Origin of the sequence: Pseudodesulfovibrio profundus (genome assembly GCF_900217235.1) — a bacterium.
GTDB classification, from domain to species: Bacteria; Desulfobacterota; Desulfovibrionia; order Desulfovibrionales; family Desulfovibrionaceae; genus Pseudodesulfovibrio; species Pseudodesulfovibrio profundus.
The window spans coordinates 3360577-3377944 of record NZ_LT907975.1 but is presented as its reverse complement, the minus strand read 5'-3'; the positions used below and the strand labels follow the sequence as shown (position 1 = coordinate 3377944).

At 54.2% G+C, this 17368-nt stretch carries 14 protein-coding genes; 7 read left to right on the top strand and 7 right to left on the bottom strand.

Going from position 1 to position 17368, the window contains the following annotated elements; translation table 11 throughout:
* The first annotated feature begins 70 nt into the window (after positions 1-70).
* The gene (locus DPRO_RS15860; protein WP_097012939.1) at positions 71-1366 is read left to right on the top strand and encodes a (Fe-S)-binding protein; all 1296 of its coding nucleotides are present in this window, start codon (positions 71-73) and stop codon (positions 1364-1366) included.
* A 183-nt stretch (positions 1367-1549) separates the two neighbouring features.
* Positions 1550-2701 carry an iron-containing alcohol dehydrogenase gene (locus tag DPRO_RS15855; RefSeq protein ID WP_097012938.1) on the top strand — a complete coding sequence of 384 codons (1152 nt, stop codon included), beginning with the start codon at positions 1550-1552 and terminating at the stop codon, positions 2699-2701.
* A 48-nt stretch (positions 2702-2749) separates the two neighbouring features.
* On the opposite strand, the gene DPRO_RS15850 is transcribed toward DPRO_RS15855, so the two are convergent.
* From DPRO_RS15850 to glpA, 7 genes are all read right to left on the bottom strand, one after another.
* A complete protein-coding gene (locus DPRO_RS15850) occupies positions 2750-3838 on the bottom strand; it encodes an acyltransferase family protein (RefSeq protein WP_097012937.1) in 1089 nt (362 codons plus the stop codon).
* A gap of 191 nt (positions 3839-4029) precedes the next feature.
* Entirely contained in the window at positions 4030-5244 is a 1215-nt protein-coding gene (locus tag DPRO_RS15845) for an ISL3 family transposase (protein ID WP_097010316.1), read from the bottom strand.
* A 133-nt stretch (positions 5245-5377) separates the two neighbouring features.
* On the bottom strand, positions 5378-6889 hold the full coding sequence (gene glpK / locus DPRO_RS15840; RefSeq protein ID WP_097012936.1) for a glycerol kinase GlpK: 1512 nt from the start codon (positions 6887-6889) through the stop codon (positions 5378-5380).
* Positions 6890-6941: 52 nt separating this feature from the next.
* Positions 6942-7814, bottom strand: coding sequence for a CoB--CoM heterodisulfide reductase iron-sulfur subunit B family protein (locus DPRO_RS15835; protein ID WP_097012935.1), 873 nt, complete (start codon positions 7812-7814; stop codon positions 6942-6944).
* A gap of 2 nt (positions 7815-7816) precedes the next feature.
* Positions 7817-9409: a 4Fe-4S dicluster domain-containing protein gene (locus DPRO_RS15830; protein WP_097012934.1), complete on the bottom strand. Its 1593-nt coding sequence runs from the start codon at positions 9407-9409 to the stop codon at positions 7817-7819.
* Between the two features lie 30 nt (positions 9410-9439).
* Positions 9440-10708, bottom strand: a complete 1269-nt coding sequence (gene glpB / locus DPRO_RS15825) for a glycerol-3-phosphate dehydrogenase subunit GlpB (RefSeq protein WP_097012933.1) — start codon at positions 10706-10708, stop codon at positions 9440-9442.
* The gene (glpA, locus tag DPRO_RS15820) at positions 10705-12288 is read right to left on the bottom strand and encodes an anaerobic glycerol-3-phosphate dehydrogenase subunit GlpA (protein WP_097012932.1); all 1584 of its coding nucleotides are present in this window, start codon (positions 12286-12288) and stop codon (positions 10705-10707) included. Before glpA ends, glpB begins: the two co-directional genes overlap by 4 nt.
* Before the next feature lie 256 nt (positions 12289-12544).
* Between glpA and DPRO_RS15815 the strand changes: the two genes are divergently transcribed.
* From DPRO_RS15815 to DPRO_RS15795, 5 genes are all read left to right on the top strand, one after another.
* Positions 12545-13354 carry a DeoR family transcriptional regulator gene (locus DPRO_RS15815; RefSeq protein WP_097012931.1) on the top strand — a complete coding sequence of 270 codons (810 nt, stop codon included), beginning with the start codon at positions 12545-12547 and terminating at the stop codon, positions 13352-13354.
* Between the two features lie 138 nt (positions 13355-13492).
* Positions 13493-14572 (top strand): ABC transporter ATP-binding protein, encoded by a 1080-nt coding sequence (locus DPRO_RS15810; protein WP_097012930.1) that lies wholly within the window; start codon positions 13493-13495, stop codon positions 14570-14572.
* A gap of 12 nt (positions 14573-14584) precedes the next feature.
* Entirely contained in the window at positions 14585-15670 is a 1086-nt protein-coding gene (locus tag DPRO_RS15805; protein ID WP_097012929.1) for an ABC transporter ATP-binding protein, read from the top strand.
* An 11-nt stretch (positions 15671-15681) separates the two neighbouring features.
* On the top strand, positions 15682-16551 hold the full coding sequence (locus tag DPRO_RS15800) for a carbohydrate ABC transporter permease (protein WP_097012928.1): 870 nt from the start codon (positions 15682-15684) through the stop codon (positions 16549-16551).
* A complete protein-coding gene (locus tag DPRO_RS15795) occupies positions 16552-17355 on the top strand; it encodes a carbohydrate ABC transporter permease (RefSeq protein WP_097012927.1) in 804 nt (267 codons plus the stop codon).
* Positions 17356-17368: the final 13 nt, after the last annotated feature.

Here is a 17368-nt window from a genome sequence, read left to right as displayed (position 1 = left end):
ACGGAAGAGTACCAACTCGATAAACCATATATGCTGAAGCAGCCCCCTGTGCGACAGCCGCGTGATAACAATGACAAAGAGCAAACATTCACTTGATTTTCTGAACGATTACGATTTTTCCAACTGCCTGGTTTGCGGCGCCTGTTCCAATGGCTGCCCCACCAGTGGCGCCCCGGGTCTGGATGGCTGGGATGCGCGCAAGGTCATGCGTATGCTGGCCAACGGATTGATCGACGAAGTGGTTGCTTCCAATTTTCCATGGCTCTGCACCGGTTGCGGACGCTGTACTTCCACCTGTCCGGGCGGAATCGACATCACATCGCTCATGGCCCACCTGAAATCCTTGCGTCCTCGTGAGGATGTTCCCGGCTCCCTGCATCAGGGCATGGTCAACAACCTTGAGACCGGCAACAACCTCGGCATCGCCAAGGAAGACTACGTTGAGGGCATGAAAGAACTCGGTGAAGAGCTTGCCGAAGAGGAATGTCCCGGTTTCTATGTCCCCATCGACAAGCAGGGCGCCAGGACCCTCTTTTTCCCGAACTCGAAAGAGGTATACGGGGACTACGAGGATCAGTTCTGGTGGTGGAAAATTTTTTACGCCGCACAGGAAGACTGGACCGTTCCCGGTGACAACTGGGAAGCCGTCGACTGGGCTCTTTTCACTGGCAACAACGACGCCAACCGCGAACTGGCAAGGCGTAAAATCGACTACATGCAGAAGCATGAAATCGACAGAATGATCATGCCGGACTGCGGCGGCGGATCATACGGTGCCCGCAAGGGAATGGAAAAGCTGTTCAAGGAAGATCCTGCCAATCGAATCAACTACCTGTACCTGTATGATTACCTGATGGAAATCATCAAGGAAGGACGGATCACCCTCGACAAATCCGCCCACGCCGGAAAGGTTTTTACGTTCCACGATTCCTGCAAACACGGTCGAGAACTCGAACGCACATTCGGCAAGGGATACTTCGACGAACCCCGCTGGATCGTGCAGCAATGTGTGGATGACTACGTGGAGCTGACGCCCAACAGGGACAAGAACTACTGCTGCGGCGCTGGCGGCGGCATGTGGCCCATGCCCTTTGAGGAACAGTCTGCATGGCATGCCCGCTACAAGCACCAGCAGATCGAAGACAGCGGAGCCCATGTGGTTGTCGTTGGCTGCTCCAACTGCCGCGACCAGATCATGAAGCGGATTCCCAAGCACTATGAGGGGCATCCGTATGAAGTGAAATATATCTGGCAGCTTGTGGCCGAAGCATTGGTCATTACGCCATGGGATCAGGAACGCATTGACAAGGCACAGGCTGAAGCCGAAGCCCAATGGCGCGCCCTCGGCATGACAGACGACGAATAACAGATTGAAGGCCCGGTTCGCCGGGCCTTTTTGCTTGGCTTGCCAAGAATCGTTTCATGCAGACAAAACACATAGCTCCAACTCTGCACGTACTCACTATTCAAAGCGCATTCCTTTTCATTGCTGTCATCTGCCGGTAGTGATATTTTTTTGCCGCTTAATACCAATCAGACGAGGTTTCATATGCAATTCCAATTTGCCACGGCCAACAAAATCATATTTCAATCCGGTGCGGCAGCATCCATTCCAGAGATAGCAGCCGGACTTGGCGAACGCCCCTGTATCGTTACCGGTTCTTCCCCGGAGCGTACCCAGTGGCTTATCGATGCCATGAGCGAGACCGGCACCCCGCACGTCATTCGTATTTCTGGCGAGCCGGATACGGACACCATCGCCGCACATATCCAATCGATTCGCGATGAGGACTGCGATGTTGTGATTGCTATAGGCGGCGGAAGCGTAATGGATGCCGGAAAGATTCTTGCGGCAATGGCAACCAACAGAAAAGACCTGTTCGACTACCTCGAAGTGGTTGGTAAAGGTGAACCGCTGGCCGCAAAGCCGCTCCCGCTGATCACTGTCCCCACAACTTCAGGTACCGGTTCGGAAGTTACGGCAAACGCCGTGATTCTGGCTAAACCCTACGGGGTAAAGGTCAGCCTGCGCTCAACTGACATGATTGCCGATGTCGCGGTTGTTGATCCTGAACTCACTCTCTCCATGCCTGCCCATGTCACCGCCGGAACCGGAATGGATGCGCTCACCCAGCTCATGGAAGCCTACGTTTCCAATAAGGCGAATCCCATGACAGATGGTCTCTGCCGCGAAGGGATGATGCGTGCTGCGACCTCCCTCCCCGTGGCCTGCGAGGAAGGCGACGAGATCGTTGCCCGCGAAGACATGGCCCTTGCTTCCCTGTTCTCAGGCATTGCGCTGGCCAATGCCAAGCTGGGCGCAGTGCATGGATTCGCTGCCCCGCTCGGCGGCGAGTTCAAAGCGCCCCACGGAGAAATCTGTGCCGCCCTGCTTCCCCATGTCATGCGCGCAAATATTCAGGCCCTGCGGAAACGTGACCCCGAATCAATGGCACTTTTCCGCTACAATGAGATAGCCGTCATGCTGACCGGAGATGTCAGCGCCACACCTGAAGATGGCTGCGACTGGGTTGAGTCGCTCTGCGAAGAATTGTCTATCGCAGGCCTGTCCAAAATCGGGATAGTGGAGCAGGACTTTGAAGCCATGGCGGAAAAAGCCGCTCAAGCCAGCAGCATGAAGGGGAATCCCATCGAATTGACTCAAGCGGAACTTATTCAAATTCTAAAAAACGCACTGTAAAATCAACCGAATAAAAAAGGCTTCATGATCACATGAAGCCTTTTTCTTTTAGCGTGAACGCTTGCCCACAAGTATCGGCAGCCGTCTGTTGAAGAATAGTATTACCGGAATGCATGCGGCCATGCTGACAATGGTAAAAGCGATTCCGGCCCCGGTGACTGCCATCCAGTTCCCGGGGAATTTATCGACGAACCAAGCCGCAAACGGTCCATTAAAGAAGTGGTAGAAAACGCCATTAAGACAAAAGAGGATCAGAACGTTTTCACCCATGAACATCAGGAAGCGGCTCTCGCCACACAATCGAGCCAGGGTCAAAATCAGGATGCTTCCGGCCAGTGCCGTGAACGGAAACAAGAAGACGTTGCCATGACCGGAGAGAACAACCACCACGGCATCGAACAACCTGAACGGTCCCTGATTGAGGTCCCAGGTTGCCACAACAGCGCCCAGGCAAACGACACTCGCCACCACCAGTCGCCAGCGAGGTTGGGCAGCGATCAGAATTGATTCCCTGCGCATGAGCACACCCACCAGATAAAATCCGTAAACCACTATGGCTTCATGGAAAATCCAGAAATTGGGTCCGGGGATGAATTGCACATTGGCGGTGAGATAATAGCCGCCGACATAAAACAGTATCGCCGCAACAATGATCTTCAACGTCGAATTCAGATAGCGCCCAACTACGTAATGGATGACCTCAACCGAAACAAGGCAGGCCATGAACCACAGCGGAATGTTGAATACGGGAAATCCGGTCAGCGTGGCGATGACCCCTTCCAGATACCCCTTGGCTGTTGACAGATCGACGACAACAAAGTGCCCTGCAAAAACAAGGCTTGCCACAGCCAAAGCTGCGGTGAAAAAGAAATACGGCACCAATCGAGACAGGGCCAGTTTCTTGAAAAACTGTCTTGCCGGAAGATACAACTTACCAGGGTCAATGGTCATTCCGGCGAGCAGAAAGAAAAACGGCATGTGAAACGAGTAGATAAACTTATAGTGCGCCGTTGCAACAGGATTTTCCAGATACATTATTCGCTCGATGATGTGGCCGTAGTAGACGAGGAACATCCCGAAAAAACGGGCTACGTCGAGCATGGGGATTCTTTTGGACAATGACATTGCAGTATACATTAGAAACTCCAGATTACATCGGATTAATAACGTCAGTATTCCTTTGAGCAGTAAAAGATGTCAGCAGTTTCAGCAATATAAATATACATTGTCGTGAAAGACCTGCCACAAACAGCGCGACTTGACGCTCTTTGCCTTCCGACACTCCTGCTTACAACCACGCCACAGGCCGCACTTGCATAAAAAAAGGTTCATCCGGCTAAAGCGTACTTCGCTTCGTGAATTCCCATGATCCTGAGCTTGAAGAACTCGGTATCCCGATATCCGTAGGCTTGTCGTTTCAGCGTCTTGATCTTGTTGTTGGTTCCCTCGATTGGGCCTGATGAGATGGGATGGTCGTAATAGGCAAGAATGCCGAAACGATACGAGGCAAGCGTCCTCGCCATGATCTGCAAAGGGCGTATCTCCGAGGCTTCGGCTCTGGCGATCCAGTCGTTGATGACTTTCTCTGCCGTCGCCTTGTTCGGCTGGGACCAGAGTTGCCGCAAATCCTCTTTCAGATAGTAGGCTGTCGCCAGAGGTTTGTTCAGCCGCAACGCTTCATCCAAGCGCTCCTTTTCATCACGGCTTTCATCCAGATTTTCGGGGTTTTTCAGAAGAATCCATCGAGTTCCTTTGACCGCTTTCCTTTCAAGTGGCGAGGTGAGTTCCCGAAAGAGCTGGCGGCGGATCTGCGTGATTTTCTCGTTCATCAGCTTGACCACATGAAACCGGTCAAACACGATAGCCGCATTCGGCAAGTTCTCCATGACAGCGCTGATGTAGCCTGCGTTCATGTCCGTCGCCACAGCCGCAATCTTGGCTTTTGTCTTCTTGAGACGTTCCCAAAACGGGGTAAGCGTTTCTCGACTTCGTCCTTCACCAACAAAGACGACTGCGCCACTTTCGAGGTCCATGACCAGCGTGAGGTACTTTTGCCCTTTACGGACGCTGATTTCGTCGATGGCGATATACTTGATCTTTCCCAGGCTGGGACTTGAGAAACGGCGAAACAGATAGCGCTTGAAGATTGATTTGATGGTGTCCCAACCGACGCCCAGCAGATCGGCAACATCCTGAATCGTCATCTTTTTTGCCAAGGCGAGAGCATATCGCTCAAAGGCTTTCGTATACCAGCGCCTGGACTCGGCGATCTGAATGTCGATCAAACGAATGACGCCGCAATTGCGACATCCTACCCGTTGGACGGGAATGACCAGCCAGACGGGCTTGAAACCGATGGGCACAGTCTGAACCCATCTTTCGGCAAAGCCGTGGCGAATGATGTTTCTGGAATGGCAGCAAGGACAACGAATCAAGTCATCCTTGGGCTGCACTTTCAGGATGATGTTGCCTGCGATGAAATCCTGCCGAACGTAGTCGTAGCCTCGCAGGCCGAACGCGTGGTAGATGAAACTCGTGGACATGGTGATTACTCCTCCCGCTGGTTGGTGATGCTTCCAACGGTTGGACGCCATGTCCTTTCATTTTGTCAAAAGTACGCTTTAGCCGGATGAACCTAAAAAAAGGGCGCCCCTGAGGCCGCCCTGTTTTCTGGAATTATTCTACCCAGTCATACGTTCGCTCAATGGCCTTTTTCCAACCGCTGTACCCTTTCTGGCGATCCTTGTCGCTCATATCGGGGTGCCACGTCTTGTCCTCTTCCCAGTTGTTGTACAACTCCTCCCGACCGGACCAGAATCCGACAGCGATTCCCGCTGCATAGGCGGCGCCCAGACAGGTTGTTTCCGCAACCTTGGGGCGGACAACCGGAACATCAAGGATATCCGACTGGAACTGCATCAATAGCTCGTTGTAGACCATGCCACCGTCCGCCTTGAGACTTTTCAGTTCGACGCCCGAATCCTTGTTCATGGCCTCGACAATGTCTTTGGTCTGATACGCGGTAGCTTCAAGAACAGCACGCGCAATGTGGTTGCGGTTGATGTAGCGGGTCAATCCCACCATAACGCCGCGAGCATCCGGGCGCCAGTACGGGGCATACAATCCGGAAAAAGCCGGGACGATATACATGCCGCCCGTATCTTCCACCTTGCTGGCCATGGCCTCAATTTCGGGAGCCGACTCGAACATCTGGAGATTGTCTCTGAGCCACTGGACCAACGCACCGGCAATGGCGATAGAGCCTTCGAGACAATAGGAGGGTTTACGTCCGCTGAACTGGTAGGCCAATGTGGTGATCAGGCCATGCTTGGACTGGATCGGCTCGTGGCCGGTGTGCATAAGGAGAAAACAACCGGTTCCGTAGGTATTCTTGGCCTGTCCCGGAGCAAAGCACGTCTGCCCGACAAGGGCTGCCTGCTGATCCCCCACCGCGCCACAGACCGGCACACGGGCCCCCAAAGGACCGCTTTCGGATGTCGGCCCCCATGTTCCCGAGTCCGAGGACGGGACAATACGGGCAAGTCCGCTGCGCGGGATTCCCATCACATCAAGAATATCTTCATCCCATTCCAAAGACTCCAAATCCATGAGCATGGTCCGGCTGGCATTGGTAACATCGGTGACGTGTGCGCCGCCCTTGGGGCCGCCTGTCAGCCACCAGATGATCCATGTTTCAATGGTACCGAACATGGCATCGCCTCGCTCGGAAGCAGCCTTGGCTTCCGGCACATTGTTCAGAATCCATTTGATCTTGGGGCCGGAAAAATAGGTGGCAATGGGCAATCCGGTCTTGGAGCGGAAACGATCCTGTCCACCGTCCTGCATGAGGTCCTTGCAGATTTCATGGGTACGGGTGCACTGCCAGACAATAGCGTTGTAAAACGGTTTGCCGGTATTTCGATCCCACACCACAGTGGTTTCACGCTGGTTGGTTATACCGATGGCCGCCAGCTCGGAACCCTTGATTCCAGACTTGGTCAACGCGCCCTTGATAACCTCACACGTGTTGTTCCATATCTCCATGGGGTCATGCTCGACCCACCCGGGCCTGGGATATATCTGCTCGTGCTCTTTCTGATCCTGGCCGACGATGCGCCCTTTCTCATCAAAAATTATGAAGCGACTGCTGGTGGTTCCCGAATCTACTGCCCCGACATATTTAGCCATCGTCATCTCCTTGATTATCCGATTGGAATTACCATCCCTTTTCGGAGCCTTATCAAAAAAAGTACCCTTCCAAAACAGTTGATTGCCATGGGATTCTGTTTTCAGCCAACCCTACGGCATCCTCTTTCAGCCCAAGCGCCATCCCGATGAGCTGAGCCGCCAGAACAGCAGGTGGTGCCTTGCGCATGGATGATCCCAGCGGCTTGGCATCACGCTCCACATCAAATTGCAACTGACAATACGTGCAGCCGGTCACGACAATATCGGCACCAGCACCCTGGGCATTCTCCAGTTTTTTCCTCATCAGTGCATCGGAAATGACATTGTCCCTTCCACGCAGTGGATGGCCGCAGCACTCAAGGCGCAAGTCCCACTCCACAGGCTCGGCACCAATGGCGCGCATCAGTCGCTCGAAAACGGTCGGGGCCAGAGGATCGTCAAACTCGGTGACGTTTCCCGGTCGAAGTGCATGGCACCCATAGTGACAGGCCACCTTCACTCCGGCGAGCGGTGTTGCGGTCCGTTGCGCGAGGAGGTCGGCCCCGACCTTTTCATCCAAAACAGTCAGAAAATGTAATGCTTCCATCCGCGTGGGCATGGACAAACCGTCATCAATCAATAATTCCTCTACCCGGCCTGCCAACTCCTTGTCTTCCTGCACTCGCGAAACAGCATACTTCAAATTGCCGAAGCAACACTTGCACGGAGACATGATCGGAAGACCGGCAGCTTCTGCCAGAGCAAAATTGCGGATGGCGGAAAAAATAGACGCCAACTCGTTTTCATGACGAACCGGCCAACCGCAACAGTTGAACTCCACCTTCTCCAGGCCGATATCAAGCGCATCACAGACGGCCTCCACAGCAGTTCCGTACTGCGGGAGGTGATGCGCAATCTTGCAACCGGGGAAATATGCGTATCTCATGGCTATTCCTCATCTTCCCGCAAGCGAGCGGCAGCGGTGTTTCGCTGTTCATACAGAACGTCTGCCACGCGAATATTCTGCGGGCAATGCTCCTGGCACTTGTAGCAAGTGGTGCAACTCCAAACCATCCGGACACCCATCGCCTGATCCTTGAGGCCCATACGCAGAAGATTCATGATCTGCTGCGGTGTCATGTCGAGGTCACGGGTCGGGTCCTCGCTCACCGCCACCACAGGGCAAACACTGGTGCAGGTAGTACACTGAACACAGGCCCAGTAGGATTCGGCGTTGTCTGCCAACCCGAACAGGGGCGGCACAGCGGTACTCCCTTCAAAGGCGGCAATTCTGAACTCGGAAGGCAGTGCGCGCACAGCCCCGTTGGAATCCGGCGAAAGCGCGGCGGCCTCCTTCTTCGACTCGATCCACAAATCCTGCAGGTTGATCCCGGCCGAACAAATATCCGTACAGCGCAAACACTCCGTACAGATTCTGCTTCCCTCGGCAAACCGGCTCACCCCTTCTTCCGTAAGGGAGTCTGTTCTGAAATCGTGAAGAGAACGAAGTTTCTCTGACGGCAGTATGTTGTCATTGCCCAGCACCGAAAAACTCGGCGCGACACTGCAATGCAGACTGCATTCGCCACAGCGGGTGCAGGCATCCAGACCAAGCCCTTTGGCAGCGCCTGACGCCACCGGTGCTCCGTCACGACGCCCTCCTCGAACCAGCATGTTGGCCGGTGCAGAAAGAGGATGCAGGAACTTCCCGAATGGTAACGCCGCAAGACCAATGAAACAAAAAATGATGTGCAGATACCAGAAGACACTGTCCGCTCCACTTCGATTTAATGCCGGAGCAAGGGGCGCGCCCACGGTGGCCATTGTCTTTGAGACAAAAGCCGATGCGGTATCAGCGTGACAATCGGAACAGTTGTCCTCATTCAACGAAGCCCCGAACTCCACGGTCTCGTCATCAAGGGGCAACGGCGCACTGAAAACAACACCGTATTCTCTGGCCCAAAATGCTTTGAGTGCGGTCAGGTCCCGCGCACTTTCCGGGAAGTAATAGTAACGGACCATTCGGTCGAAAACGGCAGGAGAAACAATCTTGGATGATTCAAGGAAAAAGCCGGACAGGATAATCATCCCGACAACGAGAATGGCTGCCCAGTCCTGAAATCGTGTCAGGCTGCGCAGCCGCTTATCGACAAGACGTCGAACAACCATGATCGACACTCCGACAAGGACCATCAATCCGAGCAGGTTCCTTATGAACTGCCATGGATCCAGGGTCGATTCATAGGCCGGGAAGAAATATACGGTTACATAATCATCAAGGGCGTGAAAGAGCAGCAGCCCTATGAAACCGAAGAAAACCAGAGAATGCGCGACCCAACGAAGCATACCGGTCCGGCCGGTTCTCGACAGGAGCAGGACATCAAGGAAAAAGGAGCGGACAGCAGACAGCAATTGACGGATCATGGATTGGTGATCAACCTTCGCTCCTCCCGGCGATCGGCTCCATACGGCCACACGCCGAACAATGCCGACGAGACAGATCACTGAGGCGAGAATCAAACCGATATCGAAGAATGTCATGAATCCGTCCTTGCTGTCGTTGCCAACCTCTTATCCAGTCAACTCCCGAACGGCCTTGTAAGCCGTAGCGATGGCCAGCCCGGCCCCGCATTTCATACGCATCCAGTCATGGTGAGCCAGTATTGCTCCGGCAGCATGCAGTCGTTCATTGACCGGTTTCCCGTCTTCGCCCAGTGGTCGAAGGCGAGCATCCACCTCAATACCTGCCATATTTACCGGATGCCCTTTGGCATCAAAAAACTCTTTTTGGTGCCAGTCTTCGCGTCTTTCCGGCTGGTGCACGGGGATGTTGAAGACAGGCTCCAACACACCGGTCCGTCCAGCCTTCAAGCCTTTACCGAAGAAACGGCCACTGGCCAAAATCGCCGATTTGGCGGCAACCGTATTCATGCCGCCGCCTTTTCCGATATCAAACTCCATGACACCGTGGTCCTTCATTCGGACAGCGGTCACCATTTTTTGCGAGCGAGTTTTGACTCCGAGATTAGGCAGTCCCCGATCAAAAACGGATCGCAGACGCGGCCCGGCAATGGATGGCGGCATGGTCGGCACTTCAAAGACCTTGACCCCAAGCAGTTCTTCCAGATGGGCGACAACTTCTGCGGGATTGGTCAGCCCGAGAACGGCTGGGAATCCGACATATTCAACCTGCTCCAGTTGCGGTCGAACAGTTTCCGCCAACTGAACGCGATGCTTCGGATCAGCAAGCGTCCACGCCATGTGCTCCGGGAACAACTCACCGCTAGAACCGGGGAAAGACACGCGAACAGATCGCAGTAAGGGCCAGTCTTTTTGGCGGTTTTCCACCAATTGACGAGCACTGAATCCCTTGAGGCCTTGAAAATCGACAATCAATGTCGGTGCTTTGCTCTCCAGAGCCACGGCACCGTTCCATGCGGTTTTGTGAATGCGATACGTCCGTTTCACCGTCCCCACAGGAGTCATAATGCAGGTGTTCTGTTGCTCCTTACCGACATATTTGAGCCCGTACTCACCAAGAAAATCGGTAAATTCCTTAATGGATTCGGCGATTTCATCGTGACTCATCAACGCATAGGGATGATTGGGGAAGTCGGTAATCGCCGCATCGATGGCCTGCCACGGGTCGCTCCACCGTTTACCTTCTGAAATGGGATGCACTCCCATCAGATCGAGGAAGCCGGTGCTAAAATCGATACCACCAGTGGCACCGGTCTGGACAACGGACAGTCCTCTGCGAGCGGCGAACAGCGTGGCAGCCATTCCGGCAAACCCGCTGCCGATGACCATCACATCATATACTGTATTGTTTCCGGTCATGAATTCTCTCCGCAGTTCAGGACCTCGTCGTCCAGTTCCATGTCCAGCGCACCGCAGTACAAAGCCTCCTGCAAATCCGCCTGTACAGCGCCAAGCCCCCACAGAACCGGAGAGAAGCCGCGCCACCGTCGTTCAACAAAATACTTGAGCTCATCCATTCCCTGCTGCGATTTCACAAGCCCTTCATCATAGAGATGACCGGTTACCCGCAGTCCGCAAAATCCACCCTGACACGGGCCTTTGCCGACACGGCTTCGCAGCCCGATGGCCTGCAAGGCAGACTCACCGTGATCATCCCCCATGTTGGCGATGATCGTGTCGATGGTGGCCTTGGAGATCATCTCACATTCACACAGTATGAGATCGTCCCCATCCCGTTTGGTGATCCATGATTTCGGCCCCAGGCCGGGCTCGGTCCACCGTCCCATTGTGGAGGCAGGCAGCGGCTCGGTTGCCGTAAGACACGGCTTGGTCACATTGATTTTGCCACAGACGAGATCGGCGGTCTTTTCGGCCATCATTCGATAGGTGGTCAACTTGCCGCCGGTGATCGTCACAAAATTTTCCACGCCATCATCAGCGTGATCGATCAGGGAAAAGCCGCGGCTGACGCTTCGAGCATCGCTGCCGTCGCCCGAGAGAACCAAAGGCCTGACACCGGCATACGCCCGGATGTAGCGGGTGGTCTCAAGCAACGGGATCATGGCGCGTGCATCATCGATGATACGATCAACCTCAGTGACGGTGGGACGACAGTCATTGGGATGCTCCACGGTGACCGAAGTGGTACCGAGAACGGAAACCGTGCCTCCCGGAACAAGGATATCGGAATCAGCGGCCTTGCGAAGGCGATTGATAACACGCTTGGTGAGCCTGTCCTGCGTGATGATAAGACTGCCGGCAGAATATAAAATGTTAATGGACGCACCGGCGAGTTCGGCCACCAGCCCTGCCCATGCTCCTGTGGCGTTGACGACAACCTCCGCCTCCACCTCGAACAACTCACCGGTCACTTCATGGCGAAATTGTGTCCGCTTGATCTTTCCGGATTCCTTGACGAAGCCAATCACCTTTGCATTGCGAACATACTCAGCCTCGTGTTCCATGGCATGGGCCATGTTGTCCAGCGACAGCATGAACGGATCGATGGCACCGTCTTCCACGGCATAGGCGGCTATGAGCTTATCCGACAACACCGGCTCCAATGAGCGCGCTTCGTCAAGGTCCAGCTCCTGAGCAGGTACACCGCTTCGGTCACACATGGCCTGGAAATTGGCTACGTAGTCCTCGTCGTCGCCTTCCACGGCAACAAAGAGTCCTCCAGTATCTTCGATACATTGAGGCGCCAGTCGCTTGATGATCTCTCCCTCTTCGCGACACTCCACGGCTGCTTCCATATCGGAAGCCACGTACCGAGCGCCACTGTGGAGCAAGCCATGGTTTCCACCCGATGCACCGGCATTGATATCATGCCGTTCCGCGAGCAGACATTTCACTCCGCGCAGGGCGAGATCCCGGGCAATACCTGTCCCGGTAGCTCCTCCGCCGAGGATGAGAATTGTGGTTTGCAGGACCTTCATTTTACCGATCCTTTATCAACTGAAACTTCATTGTTTCCTGCGTTCTGTTACAGACCTGAAAGATTTCTTTTCTCTTGTAGCAAAAAAATGAACATGCTATGAACAAAAAAATGACTTTTTTAGCATTTTCGTGCGACACAGCGCGTATCAGATTATGCAAATTCAAGGGTTCCGTCACTGTTTTTTTCACTTGTGAACGAAAAACACCCCAACCTTGTTTTCGGAAACGAACTTTTTAATGCAATCAGGATAAAAAATGGACCCCATCACGGGCGAAAACGAAATAACCACCGGCGGAAAACACGCATCGGTTCGCACCAGACACGCGCAAATCATCGATCTGGTACGCGAGCAGGGATTCGTTGCCATTGGAACATTGGCCGACCACTTCAATGTGACTCCCCAAACCATCCGCCGCGACATAAATATTCTTAGCGACCAGGGCCTGCTTCAACGTCATCACGGTGGAGCAGGCCCTATCTATTCCACGGAGAATGTGGACTACACGGATCGCAAAGTGCTCTGCTACAGGGAGAAGCAGACCATCGCCCGACTCGTGGCACAACACATCCCTTCCAGGTCTTCCCTGTTCATCAACATGGGAACAACCAACGAAGAAGTAGCCAAAGCGCTCATTCACCACAAACGACTTCGCGTCATAACCAACAACCTCAATGTAGCCAAAACCCTCAGTGGCAACAGTGACATCGAAGTCATTGTCACCGGTGGAGTAGTTCGTCCCAAGGACTGCGGCATTGTGGGTGAAGCCGCCATTGATTTCATTCGGCAGTTCAAGGTGGACTACGGAATCATCGGGATCAGCGGCGTGGACAAGGATGGCACCCTCCTCGACTTCGATTACAGGGAAGTCACGGCAGCGCGTTCCATCATCGACAACTCGCGCAAGGTCTTCCTTGTGACGGACAGCACCAAATTCGGCAGAAACGCCATGGTGCGACTGGGGAGTATCCAGGAAGTGGATGCCATGTTTACGGACAAGCTACCGCCAGCGGAGCTTGTGAAAATGATGAAACACAACGAGGTGGAACTGCACGTGGCTGAGTAAGGGACAGACATGCACCAAAACAAGCGCAGATGAGAAAAGTCACCGCGCTTTCGCATGCGAAAACAATGAAACTGCGCTATGCGCCATCCTGATAACTGGCAACAACTTGACCAGACACATGCTAGGGGAGTGCACTTTATGAGTTTGAAGCTCAAGGACATCAACAAAACGGTCGGGCGCGAAGTCCACCTCAAAGACATCAGCCTGGATTTTGCGTCAGGCTCTCGCTACGTCATTCTGGGCCGGACGCTGGCTGGAAAAACGTCACTACTGCGAATCATGGCAGGACTGGACCGCCCCACAACAGGACAGGTCATAGCTGACAATCAGGACGTGACCGGTGTTTCGGTCCGTAAACGCAGCGTGGCCATGGTCTACCAGCAATTCATCAACTACCCATCCCAAACCATTTACGAAAACATCGCCTCGCCCCTGAAAATCCAGGGAATGAAGAAGCAGGAAATCGATGAACGTGTCATGACCGCCGCAAAGATGCTGCACATCGACACCATGCTCGACCGCCTCCCGGCAGAGCTTTCCGGTGGGCAGCAACAGCGTACGGCCATTGCACGGGCACTGGTCAAGGATGTTGATCTGTTGTTGCTCGATGAACCGCTCGTCAACCTCGATTACAAACTCCGTGAAGAACTGCGGGACGAGTTGCAGAAAATCTTCATCGAGCGCGATTCCGTCGTTGTCTACACCACCACGGAGCCAACCGAGGCGCTGATGCTGGGCGGCAATGTCGTAGTCATGCACGAAGGTCGCGTTCTCCAGGTCGGCCCCACTGCCGAGGTGTACATGAATCCGGCAACCACGGAAGTGGCAGAAGTATTCAGCGATCCGCCCATCAACTTCCTTACCGGCCACATTGAAGACGGCACTGTCAACTTCGGAAACAACCTGAGCTTCAAAGCCACTCCTGGTATGAACGCATTGGATCCCGGGGAATACAAGTTCGGCATTCGCTCAAGCCAGTTGACCCTCAACTCCGAGGGAGAGGATTGGGCGTGTATCAAGGGCGAGATCGGCCTCACCGAAATCAACGGGTCAGAGACTTTCATCCATTTCAACTTTGGTGAGGAGTCACTCGTTGCCCAGGATAACGGGGTACATTCCTACGACGTCGGAAGTCAGGTTTCGGTATATGCACATCCGAACGCCTTTTATGTTTTTAACGCGGCGGGCAAGCTGGTTGCCTCGCCTGCCAATGATTAGCAGGGAACCATCATGGCACGCATTGAACTTGATGAAATCAAACACAGCTACCTTCCCGAACCAAAAGGTGAAGAGGACTTCGCACTCAAGCGAATCCACACCGTCTGGGAAGACGGCGGAGCATATGCCCTCCTCGGCCCCTCCGGCTGCGGAAAGACCACCATGCTCAATATTATCTCCGGCCTGCTGAAGCCCTCTCATGGCTCGATTCTTTATGACGGAGTCGATGTCTCCGCCATGCAGCCGGAACAACGCAACATAGCGCAGGTGTTTCAGTTTCCTGTGCTGTACGACACCATGACCGTATATCAGAACCTCGCTTTCCCGCTGAAAAACCGCGGTGTTGATGCGGAGGCCATTGATAAACGGGTCAGGGAAATCGCTGATGCGCTGGACCTCACGGATGACCTCCAGAAGCGCGCAGCCAACCTTTCCGCTGATGCCAAGCAAAAAATATCGTTAGGCCGCGGTCTGGTTCGTTCCGATGTCGCAGCCATCCTCTTTGATGAACCGCTGACGGTCATCGATCCGCATCTTAAATGGGATCTGCGTCGCAAGCTCAAGGAAATCCACAAGGAATTCAAACTCACCATGATCTACGTGACCCATGATCAGGTGGAGGCCATGACCTTCGCCGACCAGATCGTCGTCATGTACGAGGGCGAGATCGTCCAGATGGGTACCCCGCAGGAGCTCTTTGAAGACCCGGAACACACCTTTGTCGGCTACTTCATTGGCAGCCCGGGGATGAACTTCCTCGAATGTACCCTGGACGGCCATCTCGCTGCCGTGAACGAAGCGATCATCCCGCTTGACCCGGCCTATGCCGGACGAGCTGCCAAAACAGGTGGCGATATCAAGCTTGGCATCCGTCCCATGTATGTCGAAGTTCACGATAATGAAGTCGAAGACGGCATCGTCGCCGAAATCGAAGGGGTTGAAGATCAGGGGTTCTGCAAGATCGTGACCTGCCAGTTCGCCGGGCATCAGATCAAGGCGCGCATCAAGGACAACCGGCCCACCCCGGAAGGACGATGTTGGCTGACCTTCCCCAAAGACAAAACCAAAATATACAGCAATGAACGGCTGGTACGATAAGGGGAGGAACTATGAATAAATGGGAAAACAACAGAGCCTGGTTCCTGGTCCTTCCGGTCTTCGTGATTGTCGCCTTTTCCGCAATCATACCGCTTATGACCGTCGTGAACTACTCGGTTCAGGATATTTTCGGCCCGGGACAACGATTTTTTGTCGGGGTTGAATGGTTTAGGGAAGTCCTCCTTGATGAACGCCTTCATGATGCTCTTCTGCGTCAGTTGGCGTTTTCTTGTATGGTCCTCCTGATAGAAATGCCCCTTGGGATCATCATCGGCCTCATGATGCCAAAAAAAGGATGGGCAGCCTCTGCCTGTCTGGTCATTCTGGCCCTGCCGCTGCTGATCCCCTGGAACGTCATCGGCACCATCTGGATCATCTTCACCAGACCGGATATCGGGCTGTTCGGCGCCTTCGTCAACGGTCTTGGTATCGGCTTCGACCATACCGCCAACGGGCTGCATGCGTGGATCACGCTCATGCTCATGGAAGTGTGGCACTGGACGCCGCTCGTTGCGCTGCTCGCCTATGCCGGGCTTCGCTCGATCCCCGAAGCCTATTATCAGGCAGCCAAGATTGATGGCGCATCCCCGCTGGCCATATTCCGATATATCCAGTTGCCCAAGATGCGAGGCGTACTGACCATTGCCCTGCTGCTCCGGTTCATGGACTCGTTCCTCATTTATGCGGAACCCTTTGTCCTGACCGGCGGTGGCCCCGGCAACTCGACGACCTTCCTGTCCATCTACCTTGTAAAGATCGCTGTCGGCCAGTTCGACCTTGGTCCGGCTGCCGCATTCTCGCTCATCTACTTCCTTATCATCCTGCTGTTCTGCTGGCTGTTCTACAACGCCCTGCAGGCCGTGGGCACGGGGGATAAATAAATGAAGTTCCGCAAAAGACACATCGGACTGCTCTTTTATCTGTTGCTGTTATTCCTGCCCATCTACTGGATGCTCAACATGTCGCTGCGTACCAACGCCGACATCATGAGTACCTTCGCGCTGTTCCCCAGTGATCCGACACTGATGAACTACATGAAGATATTCACCGACCCATCCTGGTACTCTGGCTATATCAATTCAATAATATATGTGACCATCAACACGGTCATCTCGCTGTTGACGGCACTCCCGGCGGCCTACGCCTTCTCGCGCTACCGCTTCATCGGCGACAAGCATGTCTTCTTCTGGCTGCTGACCAACCGCATGGCACCGCCAGCCGTCTTCCTGCTCCCGTTCTTCCAGCTCTACTCTACGTTCAACCTCATCGACACGCACTTCGCAGTGGCATTGTCCCACTGCCTGTTCAATGTGCCGCTGGCGGTCTGGATTCTGGAAGGGTTCATGTCCGGTATTCCTCGCGAGATCGATGAAACCGCGTTTATCGACGGATACTCGTTCCCCCGCTTCTTCATTCGGGTGTTCATTCCGCTGATCAGGGCCGGAATCGGTGTCACCGCGTTCTTCTGCTTCATGTTCAGTTGGGTCGAGCTGCTGCTTGCCCGCACGCTGACCACCACCGCAGCCAAGCCCATCGCAGCGACCATGACTCGTACAGTCTCGGCCACCGGCCTTGACTGGGGCCTCCTGGCCGCAGCCGGAATCCTGACCATCGTCCCGGGCGCTCTGGTCATCTGGTTTGTCCGCAACCACCTCGCCAAGGGCTTTGCCTTGGGTCGAGTCTAATTTGGGAGGTACG

Coding starts and splice junctions, on each gene's coding strand:
- DPRO_RS15860 (WP_097012939.1), top strand. CDS start 71: ATGACAAAGAGCAAACATTCACTTGATTTTCTGAACGATTACGATTTT.
- DPRO_RS15855 (WP_097012938.1), top strand. CDS start 1,550: ATGCAATTCCAATTTGCCACGGCCAACAAAATCATATTTCAATCCGGT.
- DPRO_RS15850 (WP_097012937.1), bottom strand. CDS start 3,838: ATGTATACTGCAATGTCATTGTCCAAAAGAATCCCCATGCTCGACGTA.
- DPRO_RS15845 (WP_097010316.1), bottom strand. CDS start 5,244: ATGTCCACGAGTTTCATCTACCACGCGTTCGGCCTGCGAGGCTACGAC.
- glpK (WP_097012936.1), bottom strand. CDS start 6,889: ATGGCTAAATATGTCGGGGCAGTAGATTCGGGAACCACCAGCAGTCGC.
- DPRO_RS15835 (WP_097012935.1), bottom strand. CDS start 7,814: ATGAGATACGCATATTTCCCCGGTTGCAAGATTGCGCATCACCTCCCG.
- DPRO_RS15830 (WP_097012934.1), bottom strand. CDS start 9,409: ATGACATTCTTCGATATCGGTTTGATTCTCGCCTCAGTGATCTGTCTC.
- glpB (WP_097012933.1), bottom strand. CDS start 10,708: ATGACCGGAAACAATACAGTATATGATGTGATGGTCATCGGCAGCGGG.
- glpA (WP_097012932.1), bottom strand. CDS start 12,288: ATGAAGGTCCTGCAAACCACAATTCTCATCCTCGGCGGAGGAGCTACC.
- DPRO_RS15815 (WP_097012931.1), top strand. CDS start 12,545: ATGGACCCCATCACGGGCGAAAACGAAATAACCACCGGCGGAAAACAC.
- DPRO_RS15810 (WP_097012930.1), top strand. CDS start 13,493: ATGAGTTTGAAGCTCAAGGACATCAACAAAACGGTCGGGCGCGAAGTC.
- DPRO_RS15805 (WP_097012929.1), top strand. CDS start 14,585: ATGGCACGCATTGAACTTGATGAAATCAAACACAGCTACCTTCCCGAA.
- DPRO_RS15800 (WP_097012928.1), top strand. CDS start 15,682: ATGAATAAATGGGAAAACAACAGAGCCTGGTTCCTGGTCCTTCCGGTC.
- DPRO_RS15795 (WP_097012927.1), top strand. CDS start 16,552: ATGAAGTTCCGCAAAAGACACATCGGACTGCTCTTTTATCTGTTGCTG.